We start from the raw sequence: 21,502 nt of genomic DNA, 5'->3' as shown, positions 1-21,502 counted from the left end.
AAAGATAAGAAAGCATTCCTGTATTAAAGCAAAATGAGATTTGAATAAAATAAGCCTCCTTGGTATGATACAAAGTGTCCAAGCTGATCAGCGCAAAGGACATTTAATAACCAAAGGAGGACATAAAATGAAGTATAAACAAAATGACAAGATTCTGCAACTTACAGAAAAAACCTTAATTATAGGGGTTGACATTGCTAAACATAAGCATGTCGCAAGAGCACAAGATTATAGAGGTATACAATTTGGAAAAGCTCATACATTTTTAAACACATATGAGGGTTTTGAAGGTTTCATAAACTGGTTAAATCAAATCAAAGCTAAACAGTCTAAGGAAGATGTCATCATTGGGATGGAACCTACTGGACATTATTGGCTTCCGTTGGCTTATTGGCTAAAAGAAAAAGGAAAAAAGGTGGTTGTAGTTAATCCAGCTCATGTTAAGCAAACAAAGGAGTTAGATGACAATTCTCCTACTAAGAATGATTTCAAGGATGCTAGAGTTATCTCTAGACTTATTGAGGGCGGAAGATATTCGGAGCCCAATTTACCGGAAGGTATATACTCGGATTTACGTGAAGGTATGAACCTATATAACCAATTGGTACAGGACCTAACAGCTGTGAAAAATATAGTTCACCAATGGCTCGACCGTTTCTTTCCTGAATATTTAACGGTCTTTGGGAAGTGGGATGGAAAAGCTTCTCTACAAGTTCTAAGAATGGGACTTTTTCCTGATGAGTTATTAGAGCGTGAAGACTTGGAAATTCTAGCTGAAATTCGTAAAGAAGTTAAAAAAGGTGTGGGAATAAAGAAGGTTGTTCAGTTGAAAAACGTTGCCCTTCGTTCAGTAGGCATTAAAGAGGGGCGAAGTCTAGCTAGGTTAAAATTAAAAAGCTTACTAGACCAATACGATCTTCTTTCAGAACAATTAGAGAGCGTCTGGAGTGAAGTAGAGAACATCATACAAGATGTTCCAGGGGCGAGAGAGATGGGAGATATTAAAGGTATTGGACAAGTTACAGTAGCCTCCTTTTTTGCAGAAGTCGGTGATTTACAAAAGTACTCACATCCCGACCAAATTGTTAAGTTAGCAGGATTAAACTTAAAACTAGCTACATCAGGAAAGTGGAAAGGGCAAACAATTATTACTAAACGAGGGCGTCCTAAATTAAGGGCACTATTGTTTAAAGTCGTGTTGCCTCTTGTAGCTCAAAATCCTGCATTTAAGGCACTACATCAGTACTTTATTACACGAAATGAAAATCCATTAAAAAAGAAGCAGTCTATCATCGCTATATGTTGTAAATTAATTCGTATTTTATTTACGATTGGAAAGAAACAAATTGAGTTTGAACCAGCTAAAATGTTACAAGATATTCCTCATTTTAGTATGCAAGAAGCTGCTTAAAAGGATAGGGTAAAGTGATCAAAAAGAAGTTAGGTGCAGAAAATAGTCGAAGATTTATATAACATAAACAGTAGTATCGATGACAATATTTAATTCTCATTTTTTATTCACTTAGTAGTCGAAGTATTTTAAAGTTGTTTCAATTTGAAGAAGACTTACAACAGAAGCTAGGAGCAGTCGGCAAGCATTTATACTATTGGGCAATGACCCCGCAAGAAAGCATCGCCGACCCCACTTCATGGATAGGCAGAACGAAGGAATGTATGCGCATATTTTTCATATGACGCCGTGAGAAATGGGAGGGTGTGCCGCCATGAACATTGTGGGATCCAATAGCGACCATATTTCTAGATATTATCCTTTTTTGTAAAAAAATAGAAGAAGAGGGTTTATTTAACTATGTCCTCCTCCTCTAAAATACAAATAAAGTTCTGTTAGTCCATTAAAGTGCAGTCTTATTGAAATTTGAAATACTGAGAAAAACAGAGAAAACAAGAGAAAAACCTTACTTTAATGAGGGAGTATAAAAGTTTGTACCTAGTTTTTAGTGTCTAGCTCCGGGCGCCATCGGCTCGAGGTCATAAGCCAATCCCTTCCCGAAGGCAAAAAACGCCTTCAGTCAGGGCTCGTCTTATGCTTGTCGCCGAAAGGCGGGCGCCCTGCGCTTTTCTTATTTTTTCAAGAGTTCTTTTTACGAATACACCAAATATTGACGAATTATGAGAAAAAATGTAGTATAATATTTCGAGTGAGAGGAGGATTTAAATAATCATGTCTGAAGTAGATTCGAACGATAAAGAGTATAAAGAAAAGCTCTTAGAACGGCAAAGTGAAGCCAGAGTTGTTAGAAGGATTGTCTTAATTATATTTATAATCATATTACTGTCTATCTCAGGTGTAGTTGGAGGCGGTTATTTATATATCAAATCTGCATTACAACCTGTTGATCCTAAAAACAATACACAGATTGAAGTCACAATTCCTATTGGGTCATCCCCAACAACAATCGCAAACATCTTAGAGGAAAATGGAATCGTTAAAGACGCAAAAGTATTCCGTTATTATACAAAGTTTAGAAATGAATCTGGCTTCCAAGCTGGAGATTATAAGTTAACACCTGCAATGACCTTTCAAGAGATTGTTTCTAGTCTTAAAACCGGAAAGGTTATGGAAGAAGTGAAATTTTCACTTACAATACCTGAGGGTAAGCAATTACAACAAATTGCAAAAATTATTGCTGAAAAAACTAACCAAAATGAAGATGAGGTCTTTACGAAATTAAACGATAAAAAATTTATTGAGGAATTAATGACCTTGTATCCTAGTGTATTAACAAACGATATATTACATGAAGATATTATGTACCCACTTGAAGGATATTTGTTTCCAGCAACATACCCAATCTACAAAGAAAAACCAACGATTGAGGATATTGTTCAAACGATGTTAAATAAAACAGAAGAAATACTTATTAAATTCCAAGGCGCCGCCGAAGAAAAAGAGATGTCGGTTCACACTCTTTTAACTATGGCTTCGTTAATTGAAGAAGAAGCAACCGCTAAAACCGATCGCCAAAAAATAGCAAGTGTATTTTATAATAGATTGGATATAGGTATGCCACTTCAAACAGATCCTACTGTATTATATGCAATAGGAGCACATCAAGAGCGTGTCTTATATGAAGATTTGGAAGTGGACTCTCCTTTTAACACATATAAAATCAATGGTTTACCACCAGGACCTATTGCAAATGCTGGTGAAATGTCAATTGAGGCTGCATTAAATCCTGCTGAAACTGATTTCCTATACTTCCTAGCTACGTCATCAGGAGAAGTCATATTTACCAAAACGCTAAACGATCATAATCGAGCAAAAGCTAAGTACATTGGTAATTAAATAAGTATGGGGCAATGAGAAAAATTAGCGTTCCCTATCTTCTTGTGGTAAAATATATCGAGTTATAAAAACACTTTTATATGGATCAAACAATAAAGGGAAATTGGCATATGCCAATTTCTTTATTTTGGCTTATTACAGTTTACTCCCGCAATGGGAAGTTTCCTTTATACCGAAACAAGCTTCACTTTTATTGCTTTTTAGACTGGAGGAAAATTTATTGCTATCAGCAGAATTAAAGATATATCTAGAGTCGCTAATACCAAATAGAGAAAGTGCAATCATAGAGATCGAAGCCTACGCTAAAGAACACAATGTACCTATTATGGACTTAGTTGGCATAGAGGCCATGCTTCAACTATTACGTTTGATTCAGCCAGCTTCGATCCTTGAAATTGGAACTGCAATTGGGTATTCTGCAATTCGAATGGCTAAGGCACTTCCAGACACTAAAATAGTAACAATAGAGCGAGATAGAGAACGTTATGATCAAGCAATACATTATATCAATGAAACTAAGACAAGTGCCCAGATCACAGTTTATTTTGGTGATGCCCTTGAGCTTGTAGATGTAATAGAAAATGCTGGATATAATAATTTTGATGTTCTCTTTATAGACGCAGCAAAAGGTCAATACCAACGTTTTTTCAACTATTATGAGATGCAATTATCAAACAATGGTGTGATTATAACTGATAATGTATTATTTAAAGGGCTTGTTGCGGAAAAAGAGTTAGAAATTAAGCGAACTAGAAGCCTAGTAAATAAAATAAAAGCCTATAATGAATGGCTAATGAATAATCCAAACTATCATACAACCATCTTACCTATAGGTGATGGTATAGCAATTAGTAAAAAAAGAGGTGTAAATCAATGAAAATACCTGAACTTCTAGTTACCCCTATCAGTGTTTCAGATATTGCACCCCTTATAGAGGCTGGTGCGGATGCTTTTGTAATTGGTGAACAGAAGTATGGATTACGTCTTGCAGGAGAATTTACTCGAGATGATATAAATGAAGCATTACAGATTGCACACGATAAAAATAAAAAAGTCTATGTTGCGATGAATGCATTATTTCACAATGAAAAGGTAGAAGAGCTAGGTGAATATATCAAATTTTTACAATCTGTAAATGTTGATGCAATTGTATTTGGTGATCCTGCAGTTCTAATGGCTGCCCGCGAGGTAGCTCCGAAAATGAAACTACATTGGAATACAGAAACGACAGCAACAAATTGGTATACATGTAATTATTGGGGACGTAAAGGTGCTAAGCGTGCAATATTAGCACGTGAATTAAACATGGATTCTATCATTTTGATGAAAGAAAATGCAGAGGTAGAAATTGAAGTTCAAGTGCATGGAATGACTTGTATGTTCCAATCAAAGCGTTCGCTTATCGGGAATTACTTTGAATACCAAGATAAAGAGTTAGAGCTTGAGCAGAATAAGCTTGAAAGCACTATGTTTTTATTTGACCATGAGCGAGATAATAAATACCCAATTTTTGAAGATGAGAACGGAACTCATATTATGAGTCCAAATGATATCTGTATCATTGATGAATTAGAGGAAATGATCGATGCAGGTATTGATTGTCTTAAAATAGATGGTATTTTAAAATCTTCTGACTATATACTCGAAGTGACAAAAAAGTATCGTGAGGCCATTAATTTAGCTGTTCATAACAGAGATGAGTATGAGGATAAAAAAGGCTCTCTTTTAGAAGCGATTGAAGAAATTCAACCTAAAAATCGTCCATTAGATACAGGTTTCTTCTTTAAAGAAACTGTTTACTAAACGTATAAATAGTAAAAAATAGGGAGGAACCAACAATGTCGGCAATAATGGTAGACAAAATATCACAAATCATTGACGGTAAACGTGTTATTGTGAAAAAGCCTGAGCTACTTGCACCTGCTGGTAACTTAGAAAAGTTAAAAATTGCAGTTCATTATGGTGCGGACGCTGTTTTTATTGGTGGACAGGAATATGGCTTACGTTCAAACGCTGATAACTTCACACACGAAGAAATGGCAGAGGGCGTTGAGTTTGCAAAGAAGTATGGTGCGAGAATTTATGTTACGACTAATATCTTTGCTCACAATGAAAACATTGTTGGACTTGATGAGTATTTATTGGGCTTAGAAGCTGCAGGAGTAGCTGGAATTATCGTGGCGGATCCACTAATTATAGAAACGTGTAGAAGAGTTGCCCCAAAACTTGAAGTACATCTAAGTACGCAACAATCACTTTCGAACTGGAAGGCTGTTCAGTTTTGGAAGGAAGAAGGATTAGAGCGTGTAGTATTAGCACGTGAAACAAGTGCTGAGGAAATCCGTGAGATGAAAGAGAAAGTAGATATTGAAATAGAAACATTTATACATGGTGCGATGTGTATCGCATATTCGGGTCGCTGTACCTTAAGTAACCATATGACTGCTCGTGATTCAAACCGTGGGGGCTGTTGCCAGTCATGCCGCTGGGACTATGATTTATTCAAGCTTGATAATGGTGGACAAGAGGTTGCGTTGTTTAATGTAGATGATCCTGCATTTGCAATGAGTCCTAAAGATTTAAACTTAATTCAATCCATACCCAAAATGATTGAAATGGGTATCGATAGTTTAAAAATCGAGGGCAGAATGAAATCAATCCATTATATCGCAACGGTTGTAAGTGTTTATAGAAAAGTAATTGATGCATATTGTGCAGATCCAGATAATTTTGTGATAAAAAAAGAATGGCTTGAAGAACTTGATAAATGTGCTAATCGTGAAACTGCACCTGCATTTTTTGAAGGTCTCCCGGGGTATAAAGAACAAATGTATGGAAACCATAGCAAAAAGACAACTTATGATTTCGTAGGACTTGTATTAGATTATGATCATGAGACTGGTGTAGTCACATTACAACAAAGAAATTATTTTAGACAAGGTGATGAAGTTGAATTTTTCGGACCGGAAATTGAAAACTTCACTCATAAAATAGATAAAATATGGGATGAAAAGGGCCTAGAGCTTGATGTGGCGCGTCATCCACTACAGATTGTTCAATTTAAAGTTGACAAGCCATTATCCCCAAACAACATGATGCGAAAGGGGCACTAACATGGGGAAGAAGCCAATCGTAATTGGCGTTGCAGGTGGATCAGGTTCAGGTAAAACCAGTGTTACTAAATCTATTTATGAGCATTTTAAAGGGCACTCCATCTTAATGATTGAGCAGGATTTTTATTATAAAGACCAAAGTCAATTGCCCTATGAAGCACGGTTAAATACGAATTATGATCATCCGTTAGCCTTCGACAATGATTTACTAATTGAACACATTCAAAAATTACTGTGCTATAAACAGATTGAAAAGCCAGTATATAATTACACACTTCATACTCGCTCAGAAGAGGTTATTGTGGTTGAGCCAAAAGATGTGATTATTTTAGAAGGTATATTAGTTCTAGAAGATGAGCGCCTTCGTAATTTAATGGATATAAAGCTTTATGTTGATACAGATCCAGATATTAGAATCATAAGAAGACTGCTTCGAGATATAAAGGAACGAGGACGAACGATCGATTCAGTTATTGATCAATATGTTTCGGTAGTACGGCCAATGCACAATCAATTTATAGAACCTACAAAGCGATATGCAAATATAATCATTCCTGAAGGTGGACAAAACCATGTTGCTATCGATTTAATGGTAACAAAAATTCAAACAATTCTTGAACAAAATGCTATTTTGTAATAACATAGCATAGATAAAGATAAAGATTGTAAAAATTGGGTTGGCTTAAAATTACTAAGCTTAACCCACCCTAAAGAACTTATTATGAATGAGAGTAATGGCTTTGAAGGACTTAGCCAATATTAATGTTCTCATTTTCAGGGATGTTCGAAAAGAGAAGGAGTGAAGGGATATGGCAATAGAAAAAGTTTTTCCAATGACAGAGGAAGGAAAATTAAAACTAGAACAAGAACTAGATTACTTAAAAGCAGTTAAACGTAAAGAAGTAGTGGAACGTATTAAAATAGCTAGGAGTTTCGGGGATCTATCTGAAAATTCTGAGTATGATTCTGCTAAGGAAGAACAAGCATTTGTTGAAGGTCGAATCACTACTCTTGAAAATATGATTCGTAATGCAAAAATTATTGTCGGTGACTCAGAAAATTCAAGCACAGTTTCACTTGGGAAATCGGTTACATTTATAGAACTGCCTGATGGTGATGAAGAAACATACGCTATTGTGGGTAGTGCAGAGGCAGATCCATTTGAAGGGAAGATTTCAAATGATTCGCCGATTGCTAAGAGTTTAATTGGTAAACAAGTCGGTGACCAGGTTAATGTACAAACACCTGGTGGAGATATGCTTGTTAAAATTGTCTCTATTAAATAATTATCTTTTAACATAGAAATTTTAAATGCATTGTATAAAACGAAACACCTCGTCGAAACTGATGACGAGGTGTTTTTTTATGGTAATTAAAAGAAGAACGTTGCAAATGATAATAATAATTACACTTATATTAGGTGGACTTGTAGGAAGACTTGTACAAATTCAACTAACAAACACAGAATCCTTTTCGAAAAATAAAGTGAATTTAATTGAAGAAAGTGTAACACAAAGAACACAAGAAATGGTAATTGATCAAGGAAGAGGAAGGTTTGTTGATCGTTATAATAATGCTCTCACTCATGAATATCACCCAAGTCTTATCCTTTTTCCTTTCTTGAAAAACGGAAAATGGCCAATTAAAGAAGTTGCAGAAATAGTTGATGTATCATCAAAAAAAATAGAAGAAGCTGTTAAAGATTCTAAGACCCCTTTTGTATTTGAAGAAAGTGGTAAACCGCTTAAATTAAATGAAACGCAAATGTCAAAGATCAATGAGTTACGAATACCAGGTGTTTTTGCTGTATACCAACAATATGAACTTGACTCTAAACTAGCAGAACACCTAGTTGGTATCATCCGAGAAAACGAAGAGCTTCTAAATGAACGATACCCAGAAAAAACGTACCTATCAAGACGAACAATGATGGGTATCACAGGGCTTCAAGCCACATTTGATGAATTTTTATTACCTGAAGGTGAAGCGAAACTACTTTATCATGTTTCAGGTGATGGTTCTCCATTGTTTGGTATTGATGTTAAATATTCTGCTCCCGCTAACCCTTTTTATCCTGTTGCAGTGAAAACCACTCTTGACCTAGAGCTTCAAAAACTCGCTGAAACGGTAATAGAAGAGCAAAATATTATTAAAGGTGGAATCGTTTTACTAGACATAAAAACAAATGAAATTTTAGCAATGGTTAGTAAACCAAGCATAAATTATAAAAACCCATTTGGAGATAATGGGGCAGAAAATCAAATGCTCATGCCGCAGTTTCCAGGATCTGTATTTAAAACTGTCATCGCAGCTGCTGCTATTGAAAAAAATGTAGACCTTAATACTAGAATATTTGATTGCGATTTAAATATGTATGGTGATGGGCCATCACAGTATGAAAATGGTAATCTTACATTCAAGGAAAGTTTTGCTAAGAGTTGTAATTATACCTTCGCTACGATTGCTAATGAGTTGATTAAAGAGGATCCAACTGTAATCGAGACTTATGCTAAAAAACTTGGTCTACTTGGACCAGTGGGATGGCAGGGGGATGTCTTTCGTTTTCAAGATTTTGTGCAAATGCCAAAAGAGTACCCGGGTAAAATCTGGTCAGATGAGAGCGATAAAAGTGCTGCAAAAGCAGTTGCCCAAACAGCAATTGGACAAAAGGATGTAAGGGTTTCACCTTTAGCTCTTGCAAATATGATGGCTACAATCGCACGTGGTGGTGAGAAAAGGCAGGTAAAATCAGTTAGTGATGTCCTTTATAAAAATGGGACGACATTGTTTTCTTTTCCTGATAACCTGCTTGAGGGCGATATAATTACGCCATATACAGCTATGAGGTTACAAGAGTTGTTACGAAATGTTGTAACAGATGGAACAGGGACGAGATTTCAGTCACTACCGTATGAGGTCGCTGGAAAATCAGGGACTGCAGAAACTGGAAAAACGTTGAGTAATGGTACAGCTGGTCTTGTTAACAAATGGTTTGCTGGATATTTTCCTGTAACAAATCCTAAATATGCTTTAGTGGTGGTAGATTTAGATAGAGAATCAAGTGCAGCTGTTACTAATGAAGTCTTTTATGATATAGTAGAGGGCATATATCAACTAAATAATGATCCTCCTAAATAGTAGAATTTTTTCTTCATCAATTGGGGATCAAATGTTAAAATAGGGAAATAGAAGGACGTTGGGAGGCTATTGCATGGGGTATGATTGGGAGAAATTGTACGAAGGACCTCGTACAGAAAAGAGATTAAAACGCCGGAAAATAAATAGAATATTTAACATTTTAATAGCGCTAGTTTTCATCTTAATACTTTTCTTTGGTGGAAGATTATTATTTGGGAAAGAGGAGCCAACAAAGCAAGTAAGTTCAACTACTCAAGAAAATAGCCAAGAGCAAAGTAGCGGTGCAAAAGAAACCGAGAATGATCGAAATACAGGGGATGATAAATCTAACCAAACAAATACAGACGCAAGCCCTTCTGATGAAACAAACCAATCAGATCGTGACACTACGGAAGAAACCACTAATGAAGAAGTAGTTCCAGAATCAACGGAAGGGGCAATAGTATCTGCAGGAGATCCTGAATCAAACGTAATTAGAACAATTGAAAATCCAGCTTGGCAGCCAATTGGGACTACACAATCACAACCAGAAACGAATAATTATGACGAAGATACAAAAAATCGGATCGAGCTAGAAAAAGCTGCAAGCTATGCAACTGGGTTAGATCGGGCTAACATGACTGTCTGGTGGTTAACGAATAATGGTGCCCCGGATAAAGCAAAAGTCACAATAGCAACTAGAGATGGTTTGCAAATTTATAGAGTATATGTTGATTGGATAGAAAGCGAAGGCTGGCAGCCAATCCTTGTTGAAGAGTTAAAAGAAAATGATAGTCCATTTTACAAAAATCAAAATGCACCTGAGAATGAAGACGACAATGATGATGAATGAGAATACTAAAAAGGTGCAGGGTGAGCAAAACCCTACGCCTTTTTTAAAAAATAAGAAAGTATAAAAGTTTTTACCTAGTTTAAGTGCCCTAGCTCCGTGCGCCCTGTTTCTTATTTTTAGTTATTATTTTTTCGCTTTAAAATGAACAACCGCTGTAAAGTACTTGAGCCCTTCGTCATTTACATACATTTGGTGTGTGACAGTATGTACCTCTAAAAGGATAGCCTTATTATATTCGATTTGCTCATTTATTTTTTTCTCTAGAGTTGTAATATCATAAGCCTCAAAAAATTCTACCTTATCTTGAATAAAATCCAATTTAAATTCCACTAAAACTACGTCCCTTCTAACATGACAATTGTGGATACAGTTTACCATACTTAAGCAAAAATTTCTTGCGAATAATATGGTAATATAAATCCTTCTTAATTGATTTAAGAAAAAACATATGGTAAATTTAGAACAGTTATTTTTTAAATTCATACTATACTCATAGGAATTATAATATATAAATGTTTTGCATAGGAGAGTGAACATCATGGGAACAGAATTCAACGATTTGTTTGAAAAATGGGCGGACAGTTATGATTCTACAGTGGAAGGGTATGATGTAGAATATAAAGAAGTTTTCCGGAATTATGAAGATATTCTAGAGGAAGTCGCCAATAAAGCATCTGGAACTGTGTTGGAATTCGGAGTGGGTACAGGAAACTTAACAAAAAAGTTAATTAAGTACGGGCTTTCAGTTTATGGGGTAGAACCTTCTGTCTCAATGCGTAATATAGCAAAAGATAAGCTTGGAGATAAAGCTACTATTTTAGCTGGTGACTTTATACAGTTCGACAAACCCGAGAATGTAGATACAATCGTCAGCTCATATGCTTTTCATCACCTTACTAATCAAGAAAAAGAGTTCGCTTTTTCAATCTATGGCAAGTTTCTACAAAAAGGTGGTAAAATAGTGTTTGCAGACACTATTTTCGAAGATGAAAAAGCGTACGATAAAATGGTTGAAAACGCAAAACAAAAAGGTTATTCCAACCTGGCAAAAGATTTGCAAACCGAATACTACACAACTAAGGACGCAATACGGAAAATGCTAGAGAAGAATGGATTTGTAGTTGAGTTTACAAGATGTAATGATTTTGTGTTGGTAATGGAAGCCACTAAATTATAATTTAAAAGGTGGATCTTATTTATGAAAATCGCAATTATCGGAGCAATGGAAGAAGAAGTAGCTATTCTAAGAGAGACGATTCAAAATCGTGAGGAAACAACAATAGCGGGTTGTGAATTTACTACGGGTACCATTAATAGACAAGAAATTGTCTTATTAAAGTCTGGTATTGGGAAAGTAAATGCGGCACTGTCAACTACAATATTACTACAACAGTTTAATCCAACTTATGTGATAAACACAGGTTCAGCGGGAGGTTTTTTGCAATCACTTAATGTTGGGGATATTGTTATTTCAACTGAAGTTCGTCATCACGATGTTGATGTTACAGCATTTAACTATGAATATGGGCAAGTACCAGGTTTACCAGCAGCATTTGTAGCTGACAAAACGCTAGTTGAAATTGCAGAGAAATGTGCGAGCACCATTCAAGATGTACAGGTAGTAAAGGGATTAATTGCTACTGGAGATTCTTTCATGAGTGATCCAACTCGTGTGGAATTTGTTCGTACAAAGTTTAAAGAATTATATGCCGTTGAAATGGAAGCGGCAGCAATTGCACAGGTTTGTTATCAGTTCGGCACTCCTTTTGTGATTACGAGAGCTTTATCAGATATCGCTGGAAAAGAATCAGGTATATCATTTGAACAATTTTTAGAAACAGCTGCTGTTAACTCCTCAAATATTGTTTTAAAAATAGTGGAGGAAATTAGGAGCAATACTAAGTAATTCTTCCAAAGGTAGAAGGAGAGCGAACGATGCAAGTATATCGAAATATACATGAGCTAATTGGGAATACACCAATTATCGAAATTACTCATTTTCCATTACCAGAAGGAGTGCGTTTATTTGCAAAACTAGAACTGTGCAATCCTGGTGGTAGTATTAAAGATCGTCTTGGCAGGGAGCTTTTACGAGAAGCTATTGATACTGGAAAAGTTAAAGAGGGTGGAACAATTATTGAACCAACTGCAGGGAACACTGGTATTGGTCTTGCCCTTGCAGCCTTAAATCAAAATATAAAAGTTGTAGTCTGTGTGCCTGAAAAATTTAGTATCGAAAAACAGGAACTAATGAAAGCATTAGGTGCAGAAATCGTTCATACACCAACAGAGGCTGGGATGAAGGGCGCTATTGAAAGAGCGGAGCAACTTTTAACTGAAATTCCTAATTCGTATTCTCCACAGCAATTTGGAAATCCTGCCAACCCAGGAACGTATTATAAAACACTTGGTCCGGAAATGTGGGAACAATTAGAAGGTAACATTGATGTATTTGTAGCGGGTGCCGGTACAGGTGGAACATTTATGGGAACCGCACGATTTTTAAAAGAAAAAAATCCTAAAATAAAAACGGTGATTGTTGAACCAGAAGGGTCTATCTTAAATGGTGGAGAATCTGGCCCACATAAAACCGAAGGAATTGGAATGGAGTTTTTACCCGGGTATATGGACGTTTCATATTTTGACAGTATCCATACGGTCACTGATGAAGACGCCTTTTTAAGGGTAAAGGAACTTGCAGCAAAAGAGGGCCTGCTTGTAGGCAGTTCATCAGGCGCAGCAATACATGCTGCATTACTTGAGGCAAAGGAAGCAAAGGCAGGTACAAATATTGTAACGATCTTTGCTGATGGTAGTGAAAGATACTTGAGTAAGAGGATATATGATGGGGGGATTTAAAATGAGACGTAAGACAAAAATGATACATGGTGGTTTAGTCGGTGATCCACAAACAGGAGCAGTATCAACTCCGATTTACCAGGTTAGCACATATAAACAAGATGGCATTGGCAATCATAAAGGCTTCGAATACTCTCGTACAGGAAACCCAACACGCCACGCACTTGAAGAATTAATCAAAGACCTTGAAGAAGGTACTGCTGGTTTCGCATTTGGTTCAGGAATGGCAGCAATTACCGCTGTTATGATGTTATTTAATAGTGGTGATCATGTTATCCTGACAGACGATGTATACGGAGGCACATACCGCGTAATGACCAAGGTGTTAAATCGATTAGGTATTGATTCAACCTTTGTCGATACAAGTAACTTGGCTACTATTGAAAGTGAAATTCGTGAAAATACAAGAGCGATTTTTATCGAAACACCTACAAACCCATTATTAAAGATTACTGATATTGAAGGTGCTGCAAAAATAGCGAAGGAACATAATTTGTTAACTATAGTTGATAACACATTTAGTACGCCATATTGGCAAACCCCACTAACTCTAGGGGCTGATATTGTCCTTCATAGTGCAACTAAATATATTGGTGGTCATAGTGATGTAGTTGCTGGTTTAGTGGTTGTAAATTCAAAGGAACTTGCTCGGGATCTACATTTTGTTCAAAATTCAACTGGTGGAGTCTTAGGACCACAAGATTCATGGTTGTTAATCCGTGGGATTCGAACATTAGGTATTCGGATGGAAGAACATGAACAAAATACAGCGAAAATTGTTAATTTCCTATCAGCCCATCCTGCCGTTAAAAAAGTATACTATCCAGGTCTAGAATCACATCCAAACCATGACATTGCTAAGAAACAAGCTTCAGGCTTTGGGGGAATGGTATCATTTGATGTTGGAAGTGCTGAAAAGGCAGAGAAATTATTAACGAGTGTAAAATATTTTACACTAGCAGAAAGTCTGGGGGCAGTTGAAAGTCTAATATCCTTACCAGCAAAAATGACCCATGCTTCTATTCCGACAGAACGCCGTGCGGAACTAGGTATTACAGATGGGCTTGTTAGAATCTCTGTTGGAGTTGAAGATGCAGAAGATTTAATTGAAGATTTAGCTCAAGCGTTAAAATAAACGTAATTACAATATAGACCTTTCCACTATGTGGAAGGTTTTTTTGTTTGGTTTAATTTACATCATCACGAACAAAAAAACATATGGTATAGTTTTAGTAGATTACTATAAAGAAGGTGTAATTAATGGAGTTAAACAAATTAAAAGAGCTTCAAGCTAAAATGGCTGATTATACACAATTTGCGTTTATATTGCTTACTGTAAGTGTATTTTTATATATAGGTGTATTAATTCCGCCTTCAGAGGGGAAAGAAATATTTCAAGTATATCTCTTAATGGGTACTACTGTACTATTTCTAAGCTTATCATTTTACTTTTTTCAAAAAGCTATTAAGTATAAACACCAATTAAGTGATATGGAAGAACAAAAGTAATCCTTTCCTTTTTCTAGGGAGAGGATTTTTTACGTGAAAAAAAATTACCTTTTTTTAGAAAAAGGTGTTTACAGTGGTAATTTATTTGGATATAATTACCTCTGTAGTAAAAATTTCATTAAAAGGAGGTCGAGTAACGTGATTAATGTAGCGATGAAGATCAGTGTAACAACTTTATATGTACAATTCTATTCGACCGACATGGTGATGAAAAAATAACTACATCGTTGTTATTTAATGTGTGAAATCATGCCACAGGGACGAATTGTGTACCTGTGGCTTTTATATGTCTTTTTATGCCACAGGACATTACTGAACTGTGGTTTTTTTGCGCCATTTTTTAACAACAACCTAAAAGGAGGTGAATACTTATGACGTTTAACCTATTTTTTCTGACGATATCAGTAATGAAAAAAGAAAGAACAATTGAAGAGATCCAACATGAACAGAAAGTAAACAAAATGTATGAAGAGATGAAAGACCGCCATATTACAATGTTTTACACGAATTAATTTTAAAAAAATAAACAAAACGAGAGGAGAAAAACAAAAGATTATGTCAGTTGTTTCGTTTATTCTTTTTAACAAATACGCTAGAGAAATGTTCTCCTAAACAAATCGTCGCGATACATTCATGCAACAAATGGAATAGCAGCTAAAGAACGTGATGAGCAACATTTAGGTTTATATCAATATTTAGAAAGGTGGTAATTGAAATGTTTAGAAAAGTAAATGTGATTTTAGCTTGGTTATTTGTGGAGAAAGATTCCACCTAACCCATTTTCATAAAAGGAGGAATTGATTATATGTTGTCACTACATGTTTTCCTTTTTACAATCTTATTTAGAAAAGAAAGGAACTAGTTCACCTCTTAGACTGATATTCGAGAGCGCTTGAGTAAACCAAGTGCTTTTTTAAAAGCTAAGAAAGTATAAAAGTTTGTACCTAGTTTTAATGTCAAGCTTTTGGACGCCATCGGCTCCTAATTCACATATTTGTCAAAAGGATTTAACAAATCGTTCATAGATGCCGGCGATTTACACCTTATATAAGTGATAAATTAGAAGTAAGAAAAGCTAAATACCAACACAGACACGGGGGGTGTATTCATTTGTTTACAATTGTAATTGGCCTTGTGATCACGGTGTCTATCGCACTTATTATCGGATCAGAAGTTAGTGTAGAAGTTTAATAGGAATTTTAAAAAGGGCTAGAGTGAACTTCTAGCCCTTTTCCTCATTGAAGTTGTTTTTACAATCTTCGTTTCTCTTTCTCAGCCCGGTAAAATTCATGAAACATTTTCATTAATGCTCTTTTTTCAATCCTTGATACATAGCTTCGTGAAATGCCTAGTTCTTTGGCTATTTCTCTTTGCGTTTTTTCTTTTTTTAGATCAAGGCCAAACCTACCTACAATAACTTCTTTTTCCCTTCCGTCTAAAATATCAATATATTCTTTAATTTTTTCAAGCTCCATGTTTAACTGGATGGTTTCAATGACATCTTCTGCCTCTGATTTTAAAACATCAATTAAGCTTATTTCATTGCCCTCTTTATCCTGACCAATTGGGTCATGAAGAGAAACATCTTTTTTTGTCTTTTTTAAGGCCCTTAGGTGCATTAATATCTCGTTCTCTATACAGCGCGCAGCATATGTTGCTAATTTAGTTCCTTTGCCTTCTGAAAAGCTTTCGATTGCTTTTATTAAACCTATCGTGCCAATTGAGATAAGATCCTCTGTGTCTTCTCCAGTGTTTTCAAATTTCTTGACGATGTGTGCTACTAACCGTAAGTTGTGCTCGATTAATATGTTTCGGGCATGTCCGTCACCCTCAGCCATTAAGCGTAAGTACTTTTTTTCCTCGGAAGCTGATAATGGTTGTGGAAAGGCATTATTTTTTACATATGATACTAAAAATAATAATTCTTTAACGAAATATCCTAATGCTGCTAATATCCCTGACATTCACTCACCTCCACATTGTAAAACTCAGTCAAGTAAATTAACAATCTAGGCTAGCGCCTATTAATTCATTCTTATGTACGAGGAAGCTTGTTTGTGTCTGTACAAAGTAAAAAATGCTTATCGAAGTTGCTATTGGTTGATAATAGTAGATGTTTTTCTTAAAAACTCCGCACATGCCCTTACCCAATACAAATGACTAGAATAGATTAGTAATAGGAAGTACTGCCTGAGAATAAATGATCAATGTAAATGTCATTAGTTACTAGGTTATTGTATGTGAATATTCAAATTTTAGGGGGAATGAGAAATGCTATATGGTTATTATCCTTATGGGGGCTATGGGTATCCAGGCTATATTCAAGCGGGACCAGGGTATGCTGGTCGTGGGTTCGGTTTTGGACTAATAGTGGTTCTCCTCGTATTATTACTTGTGCTTGGTGGAGGCTACTATTATTACAATTATTATGGAAAATAAATAAGGGGAGAGGCTTATGCATGACAGGTGTATAAGCCTTTTTACATTTTAGAAAACGTAGTTTTTACGCCTAACCGGGCTCCTAGTGCGTTAACTTGTTAGGTTTTGAAATAATAGAAATTTTTTTAAAATTCATATATACTATATAGTAGGTATTCAAGAATTTAGGTCATCTAAATATCATTAGTAGCCTGAACTACCTAACCTATACATACAATGTAAAATTGAAAGGAGAGCGTTACGTGAATACTACTACTTATGAACAAACTTGGGATTTAGACGTTTTTTTTGAAGGGGGAAGTTCTTCACCAGCTTTCGCTACACATTTAGAAACGTTAGACTCAGAATTAAATAATTTCTCTACCTTGGTTAAAGAGTTCACAGTACCAACAGAAGCAAATGAGAAAGAAGCATTGTCTTCAATAATAACAGCATTTGTAAATGTAGGAGCTAAAATGCGTCAAGCGGGTGCGTTTGTTAGTTGCCTAAGTGCCCAGGATACAAAAGATAAAAAGGCGAATATGCTACGTGGAAAAGTTACACAGCTTAGTGCCACATTTCAAACAGTGTTAACTAATTTCGATCAAAAACTTGTTACAATCGACCAAGCTGTATTTGAAGCACTTCTGCAAGCAGAACCGTTTCAGGAAATTTCATATGTACTTAATGAAAGAAGAAATCGTGCAAAAGAAAAATTGTCTACTGAGGAAGAATCATTAATTAATAGTCTAGGTATTGATGGTTACCATGCGTGGGGACAAATGTATGATACGATTGTAGGTAAATTAAAAATTCCATTCGAAGAGAATGGTGAAATAAAGGAATTATCTGCTGGCCAAGCACATAACAAATTTTCCAGTTCTGACAGGAATGTACGAAAAAACGTTTTTGAACACTGGGAAAAAGCGTGGGGAGAGCAGGCTGATTATATTGGTGCATCATTAAACCATTTAGCAGGTTTCCGTTTAAATGTGTATAAACAAAGAAACTGGGAAGAGGTTTTAAAAGAGCCACTTGACATTAATCGAATGTCCAAACAAACTCTTGAAACAATGTGGAAAGCCATTTCTGATAACAAGGCTCCCTTTGTTGAATATTTAAACCGTAAAGCAAAACTATTAGGTCTCGAAAAACTAAGCTGGTATGACCTTGATGCTCCTATCAGTAAGACAGAAAGTAAAGTTTCTTATCAAGAAGGTGCGGAATTTATCCTAGAGCAATTTAGTCATTTTGGTCCAGAGCTAACAGAATTTACAAAAAAAGCGTTTGAAGATCGTTGGATTGAAGCAGAGGACCGTGACGGTAAACGACCTGGTGGTTTTTGTACTAGCTTCCCAGAGAGCGATCAATCTCGTATATTTATGACATTCTCAGGAACTCCATCCAATGTTTCGACATTAGCCCATGAATTAGGACATGCGTTCCATCAACATGCGATGAAAGGTGTACATACATTGAATCGAAGCTATGCGATGAATGTTGCCGAAACTGCCTCTACATTTGCCGAAATGATCGTAGCAGACGCTTCAGTAAAAAATGCAACTACTGAGGAAGAACGCATTGCATTATTAGAAGATAAAATCCAACGAAGTGTTGCATTTTACATGAATATTCATGCAAGATTTATCTTTGAAACTTCTTTCTATGAAGAACGTAAAAATGGAATAGTAAGCACAGAACGACTTAATGAATTAATGGAACAAGCACAAAAGACAGCATATTGTGATGCGTTAGATCAGTATCACCCAAGCTTCTGGTCATCTAAAATGCATTTTTATATTACAGGAGTTCCTTTCTATAACTTCCCATATACGTTTGGCTATTTATTCTCGCTTGGAATTTATGCAAAAGCAATTGAAGAAGGTACAGATTATGAGAATAAATACATCGCATTGCTAAAAGATACAGCAAGTATGACTGTTGAAGAATTAGCCAGCAAACATCTAGGTGTAGATCTAACACAACCAGAATTCTGGGAGAAGGCTGTTAGACTGTCAATTAAAGATGTAGAAGAATTTTTAACACTAACCAATTAATAGTTATTGATGAGGCATCTATCTTTATTAGATGCCTTTATTGTATTTACAGATACAAATTGTAAAGGATTTATAAAATGAGTATTCAAATGTAAGTACTTGAAATAATAATAGTGCAGGAACAACCACAAGTGATATAATATCAGTCATGGCATCAATTACCATAGTCTTGTTTAAGGAATACAATAGGAGGAAAAAGCATTGGTTATGTTGTTATATCGACTTTTGATTGAATTAACAAATCAGAAAACAGTCTCGTTGGTTCTAAGAAAATTCTCGCAGTCTAAAATTAGTTCAGCTCTCATACCTTCATTTGCAAGGGTTTTTAAACTTAATAAAGAAGAAATGGAACAACAGATACACACGTTTGAAACACTCCATGATCTTTTTATTAGAAAACTCAAGGTAGGTTCAAGACCAATTGACCAATCCCCAAATAGTGTTGTAAGTCCTGTTGACGGTGTTTTAGAAGATATTGGAACAATTTCCGCTTCCAAACTTATTGAAGTAAAGGGAAAACAATACTCAATAGCAGAAATGCTTGGTCAAGAAGACATACTTCGTAAATATAGTGAGGGAACGTTTATTATTCTTTATTTAAGTCCAAGTCACTACCACCGAATTCATAGTCCGGTTTCTGGTGTGCTAACAAAACAGTGGACGCTAGGCTCAAAATCTTATCCTGTAAATAAATTGGGATTAAAATATGGTAAGGCACCTTTATCTAAGAATTATCGAACTATTTCAGAAGTGAAACATGATAATGGACATGTTGCGATTGTAAAAGTAGGAGCGATGTTTGTTAATAGCATTGAAACAACCCATCTTAGTGACACGATAACAAAAGGAGAAGAAATTGCGTACTTTTCATTTGGATCTACAGTGGTTTTGCTATTTGAAAAAGACAGTTTTTCACCACTTGCTTCGACTAGAAGAAAAACTGAGATAAGGGTTGGTGAAATGATAGGATATTTAACGAAGATATAAGAGATGATTAGTATAAATAAGGAAAAAAAGAAGAGCCATTTATTGGCTCTTATGATGAAACTTTAATTCTATGTACTAAGGATCTTCTTCTAATTTCTGATTCAATTAAGCGAATGAAATCAATACTAAGTCTAAGCTCTGTTGCTTTGTAGTAAGATTCAATTAATAATTCATCTGATAATTTTCTCATAATGGCCTGCCATTATAGGCAAGTCACCTCCTAAAATAAAATGATATTAAAGGGGTAAAATCGTTCTAAAATCTATTTCGGCTCAATATAATAGTAAGTTATCTTTGGTTGTATAGTTACTCTATCATGAAAAAAGATGGAGAACAATCGTTCTGTTATCCACAAGTGAAGGTGGATAACTTGTTAGTATGTTGTTAATAATTAATGGAAATCTTTGTGTATCAATAGGTAAAATGTGTATAAGCTTATCCACAGCTGTTGAATTTCGAAGAGTTTTGTCGAAAAATTTTTATTTTTCACTACTAATTGTCGAAAAAAATCCTTTACATGAGGGATCAGCTTAGCTATTTTCCTAGTTGGGATGAAGTAAATTTAAATGGTTAGAAGCAATATTTTAGTTGGTTGATAATTGCAAATACTAACGAATTTTGTCATTTATTTTGAAAGTTTGACAAAAGTTCGATATGATGATAATTGCACATTAGTTCGATTTTCAAGAATACGAATGTTTATTATTTTACGGAAAAAAGATTAACTATCATAAATAAAACAATATGGGGTGGGTTTCACAGGTGCTTAAGCATTTTCTACCGGATGAACACGTTAAAAGTATATTTGATATTTCGCCAAAAAAGTTAGCAGCACGGGGAATAAAAGGAATTATAACGGATTTAGATAATACCCTTGTTGAGTGGGATCGCAAAAGTGCAACCCCGCAATTAATTGAGTGGTTTAGATTAATGAAAAATGAAGGAATCATGGTTACCATAGTGTCAAATAATATTGAACAAAGGGTAAAGGCTTTTTCTGATCCACTTGAAATACCGTTTATTTTTGAAGCTAGAAAGCCTATGGTAAAAGCGTTTAGAAAAGCAGTAATGGAAATGAATTTAAAGTCAGAGGAAATTGTTGTTATAGGGGACCAACTCCTAACTGATGTTTTGGGTGGTAACAGAAGCGGTTTACATACAATATTAGTCGTACCTGTCGCACAAACAGACGGCTTTTTTACAAGGATTAATCGTAGAATCGAACGCAGATTACTTACGTGGATGAAACGTAAAGGTATGTTATATTGGGAGGAATAAATAA

22 protein-coding genes are annotated in these 21,502 nt (G+C 35.4%); 19 read left to right on the top strand and 3 right to left on the bottom strand.

What is annotated here, in order from left to right; translation table 11 throughout:
* The first annotated feature begins 127 nt into the window (after window positions 1–127).
* The 9 genes from PY093_RS18290 (at window position 128) to PY093_RS18250 (ending at window position 10,390) form a co-directional block, all read left to right on the top strand.
* Window positions 128–1,411 carry an IS110 family RNA-guided transposase gene (locus PY093_RS18290; RefSeq protein ID WP_275645258.1) on the top strand — a complete coding sequence of 428 codons (1,284 nt, stop codon included), beginning with the start codon at window positions 128–130 and terminating at the stop codon, window positions 1,409–1,411.
* Window positions 1,412–2,182: 771 nt separating this feature from the next.
* On the top strand, window positions 2,183–3,307 hold the full coding sequence (gene mltG, locus PY093_RS18285; protein ID WP_275647251.1) for an endolytic transglycosylase MltG: 1,125 nt from the start codon (window positions 2,183–2,185) through the stop codon (window positions 3,305–3,307).
* Between the two features lie 220 nt (window positions 3,308–3,527).
* Window positions 3,528–4,184, top strand: a complete 657-nt coding sequence (locus PY093_RS18280) for an O-methyltransferase (RefSeq protein ID WP_275647250.1) — start codon at window positions 3,528–3,530, stop codon at window positions 4,182–4,184.
* A complete protein-coding gene (locus PY093_RS18275) occupies window positions 4,181–5,110 on the top strand; it encodes a peptidase U32 family protein (protein ID WP_275647249.1) in 930 nt (309 codons plus the stop codon). Before PY093_RS18280 ends, PY093_RS18275 begins: the two co-directional genes overlap by 4 nt.
* Window positions 5,111–5,145: 35 nt before the next feature.
* A complete protein-coding gene (locus tag PY093_RS18270) occupies window positions 5,146–6,420 on the top strand; it encodes a peptidase U32 family protein (RefSeq protein ID WP_275647248.1) in 1,275 nt (424 codons plus the stop codon).
* 1 nt (window position 6,421) lies between these two features.
* A complete protein-coding gene (gene udk, locus PY093_RS18265) occupies window positions 6,422–7,057 on the top strand; it encodes a uridine kinase (RefSeq protein WP_275647247.1) in 636 nt (211 codons plus the stop codon).
* A gap of 172 nt (window positions 7,058–7,229) precedes the next feature.
* A complete protein-coding gene (gene greA, locus PY093_RS18260; protein WP_275647246.1) occupies window positions 7,230–7,706 on the top strand; it encodes a transcription elongation factor GreA in 477 nt (158 codons plus the stop codon).
* A 79-nt stretch (window positions 7,707–7,785) separates the two neighbouring features.
* A complete protein-coding gene (locus PY093_RS18255) occupies window positions 7,786–9,558 on the top strand; it encodes a peptidoglycan D,D-transpeptidase FtsI family protein (protein ID WP_275647245.1) in 1,773 nt (590 codons plus the stop codon).
* Between the two features lie 73 nt (window positions 9,559–9,631).
* Window positions 9,632–10,390, top strand: a complete 759-nt coding sequence (locus tag PY093_RS18250) for a YrrS family protein (RefSeq protein ID WP_275647244.1) — start codon at window positions 9,632–9,634, stop codon at window positions 10,388–10,390.
* A gap of 123 nt (window positions 10,391–10,513) precedes the next feature.
* Here PY093_RS18250 and PY093_RS18245 read toward each other — a convergent pair whose 3' ends face one another.
* The gene (locus PY093_RS18245) at window positions 10,514–10,720 is read right to left on the bottom strand and encodes a DUF2536 family protein (RefSeq protein WP_275647243.1); all 207 of its coding nucleotides are present in this window, start codon (window positions 10,718–10,720) and stop codon (window positions 10,514–10,516) included.
* Between the two features lie 208 nt (window positions 10,721–10,928).
* On the opposite strand from PY093_RS18245, the gene PY093_RS18240 reads away from it, so the two are divergent.
* From PY093_RS18240 to PY093_RS18215, 6 genes are all read left to right on the top strand, one after another.
* Window positions 10,929–11,567, top strand: a complete 639-nt coding sequence (locus PY093_RS18240; RefSeq protein WP_275647242.1) for a class I SAM-dependent DNA methyltransferase — start codon at window positions 10,929–10,931, stop codon at window positions 11,565–11,567.
* Between the two features lie 21 nt (window positions 11,568–11,588).
* A complete protein-coding gene (gene mtnN, locus PY093_RS18235; RefSeq protein ID WP_275647241.1) occupies window positions 11,589–12,296 on the top strand; it encodes a 5'-methylthioadenosine/S-adenosylhomocysteine nucleosidase in 708 nt (235 codons plus the stop codon).
* Between the two features lie 29 nt (window positions 12,297–12,325).
* Window positions 12,326–13,249 (top strand): PLP-dependent cysteine synthase family protein, encoded by a 924-nt coding sequence (locus PY093_RS18230; protein WP_275647240.1) that lies wholly within the window; start codon window positions 12,326–12,328, stop codon window positions 13,247–13,249.
* A gap of 1 nt (window position 13,250) precedes the next feature.
* Window positions 13,251–14,384, top strand: coding sequence for a bifunctional cystathionine gamma-lyase/homocysteine desulfhydrase (locus PY093_RS18225; protein WP_275647239.1), 1,134 nt, complete (start codon window positions 13,251–13,253; stop codon window positions 14,382–14,384).
* Between the two features lie 125 nt (window positions 14,385–14,509).
* Entirely contained in the window at window positions 14,510–14,758 is a 249-nt protein-coding gene (locus tag PY093_RS18220; protein ID WP_275647238.1) for a YrhC family protein, read from the top strand.
* A 371-nt stretch (window positions 14,759–15,129) separates the two neighbouring features.
* Window positions 15,130–15,270, top strand: coding sequence for a YrzI family small protein (locus PY093_RS18215; protein ID WP_275647237.1), 141 nt, complete (start codon window positions 15,130–15,132; stop codon window positions 15,268–15,270).
* Between the two features lie 738 nt (window positions 15,271–16,008).
* Here PY093_RS18215 and sigK read toward each other — a convergent pair.
* Window positions 16,009–16,722 carry an RNA polymerase sporulation sigma factor SigK gene (gene sigK / locus PY093_RS18210; protein ID WP_275647236.1) on the bottom strand — a complete coding sequence of 238 codons (714 nt, stop codon included), beginning with the start codon at window positions 16,720–16,722 and terminating at the stop codon, window positions 16,009–16,011.
* 307 nt (window positions 16,723–17,029) lie between these two features.
* On the opposite strand from sigK, the gene PY093_RS18205 reads away from it, so the two are divergent.
* The 3 genes from PY093_RS18205 (at window position 17,030) to PY093_RS18195 (ending at window position 20,220) form a co-directional block, all read left to right on the top strand.
* Window positions 17,030–17,197 (top strand): sporulation protein YjcZ, encoded by a 168-nt coding sequence (locus PY093_RS18205; protein WP_275647235.1) that lies wholly within the window; start codon window positions 17,030–17,032, stop codon window positions 17,195–17,197.
* 242 nt (window positions 17,198–17,439) lie between these two features.
* Window positions 17,440–19,233: a M3 family oligoendopeptidase gene (locus tag PY093_RS18200; protein WP_275647234.1), complete on the top strand. Its 1,794-nt coding sequence runs from the start codon at window positions 17,440–17,442 to the stop codon at window positions 19,231–19,233.
* A gap of 201 nt (window positions 19,234–19,434) precedes the next feature.
* Window positions 19,435–20,220 (top strand): phosphatidylserine decarboxylase, encoded by a 786-nt coding sequence (locus PY093_RS18195; RefSeq protein ID WP_275647233.1) that lies wholly within the window; start codon window positions 19,435–19,437, stop codon window positions 20,218–20,220.
* A gap of 49 nt (window positions 20,221–20,269) precedes the next feature.
* Here the strand turns inward: PY093_RS18195 and sda are convergent, their stop codons facing one another.
* Window positions 20,270–20,410: a sporulation histidine kinase inhibitor Sda gene (gene sda, locus PY093_RS18190; RefSeq protein ID WP_275647232.1), complete on the bottom strand. Its 141-nt coding sequence runs from the start codon at window positions 20,408–20,410 to the stop codon at window positions 20,270–20,272.
* 572 nt (window positions 20,411–20,982) lie between these two features.
* On the opposite strand from sda, the gene PY093_RS18185 reads away from it, so the two are divergent.
* The gene (locus PY093_RS18185; RefSeq protein WP_275647231.1) at window positions 20,983–21,498 is read left to right on the top strand and encodes a YqeG family HAD IIIA-type phosphatase; all 516 of its coding nucleotides are present in this window, start codon (window positions 20,983–20,985) and stop codon (window positions 21,496–21,498) included.
* The last annotated feature ends 4 nt before the right edge of the window (window positions 21,499–21,502 follow it).

Origin of the sequence: Cytobacillus sp. S13-E01, assembly GCF_029193815.1 — a bacterium.
GTDB lineage: Bacteria > Bacillota > Bacilli > Bacillales > Bacillaceae_L > Bacillus_BV.
Note: the sequence above shows the minus strand (reverse complement) of the source record. Positions and strands in the feature narration are given on the sequence as shown.

Bases quoted from the DNA above. Each gene is read 5' to 3' on its own strand.
- PY093_RS18220 (WP_275647238.1), top strand. From the start codon at position 14,510: ATGGAGTTAAACAAATTAAAAGAGCTTCAAGCTAAAATGGCTGATTAT.
- PY093_RS18250 (WP_275647244.1), top strand. From the start codon at position 9,632: ATGGGGTATGATTGGGAGAAATTGTACGAAGGACCTCGTACAGAAAAG.
- udk (WP_275647247.1), top strand. From the start codon at position 6,422: ATGGGGAAGAAGCCAATCGTAATTGGCGTTGCAGGTGGATCAGGTTCA.
- PY093_RS18275 (WP_275647249.1), top strand. From the start codon at position 4,181: ATGAAAATACCTGAACTTCTAGTTACCCCTATCAGTGTTTCAGATATT.
- mtnN (WP_275647241.1), top strand. From the start codon at position 11,589: ATGAAAATCGCAATTATCGGAGCAATGGAAGAAGAAGTAGCTATTCTA.
- PY093_RS18255 (WP_275647245.1), top strand. From the start codon at position 7,786: ATGGTAATTAAAAGAAGAACGTTGCAAATGATAATAATAATTACACTT.
- sda (WP_275647232.1), bottom strand. From the start codon at position 20,410: ATGAGAAAATTATCAGATGAATTATTAATTGAATCTTACTACAAAGCA.
- PY093_RS18240 (WP_275647242.1), top strand. From the start codon at position 10,929: ATGGGAACAGAATTCAACGATTTGTTTGAAAAATGGGCGGACAGTTAT.
- PY093_RS18215 (WP_275647237.1), top strand. From the start codon at position 15,130: ATGACGTTTAACCTATTTTTTCTGACGATATCAGTAATGAAAAAAGAA.
- PY093_RS18270 (WP_275647248.1), top strand. From the start codon at position 5,146: ATGTCGGCAATAATGGTAGACAAAATATCACAAATCATTGACGGTAAA.
- greA (WP_275647246.1), top strand. From the start codon at position 7,230: ATGGCAATAGAAAAAGTTTTTCCAATGACAGAGGAAGGAAAATTAAAA.
- PY093_RS18225 (WP_275647239.1), top strand. From the start codon at position 13,251: ATGAGACGTAAGACAAAAATGATACATGGTGGTTTAGTCGGTGATCCA.
- PY093_RS18205 (WP_275647235.1), top strand. From the start codon at position 17,030: ATGCTATATGGTTATTATCCTTATGGGGGCTATGGGTATCCAGGCTAT.
- sigK (WP_275647236.1), bottom strand. From the start codon at position 16,722: ATGTCAGGGATATTAGCAGCATTAGGATATTTCGTTAAAGAATTATTA.
- PY093_RS18290 (WP_275645258.1), top strand. From the start codon at position 128: ATGAAGTATAAACAAAATGACAAGATTCTGCAACTTACAGAAAAAACC.
- PY093_RS18230 (WP_275647240.1), top strand. From the start codon at position 12,326: ATGCAAGTATATCGAAATATACATGAGCTAATTGGGAATACACCAATT.
- mltG (WP_275647251.1), top strand. From the start codon at position 2,183: ATGTCTGAAGTAGATTCGAACGATAAAGAGTATAAAGAAAAGCTCTTA.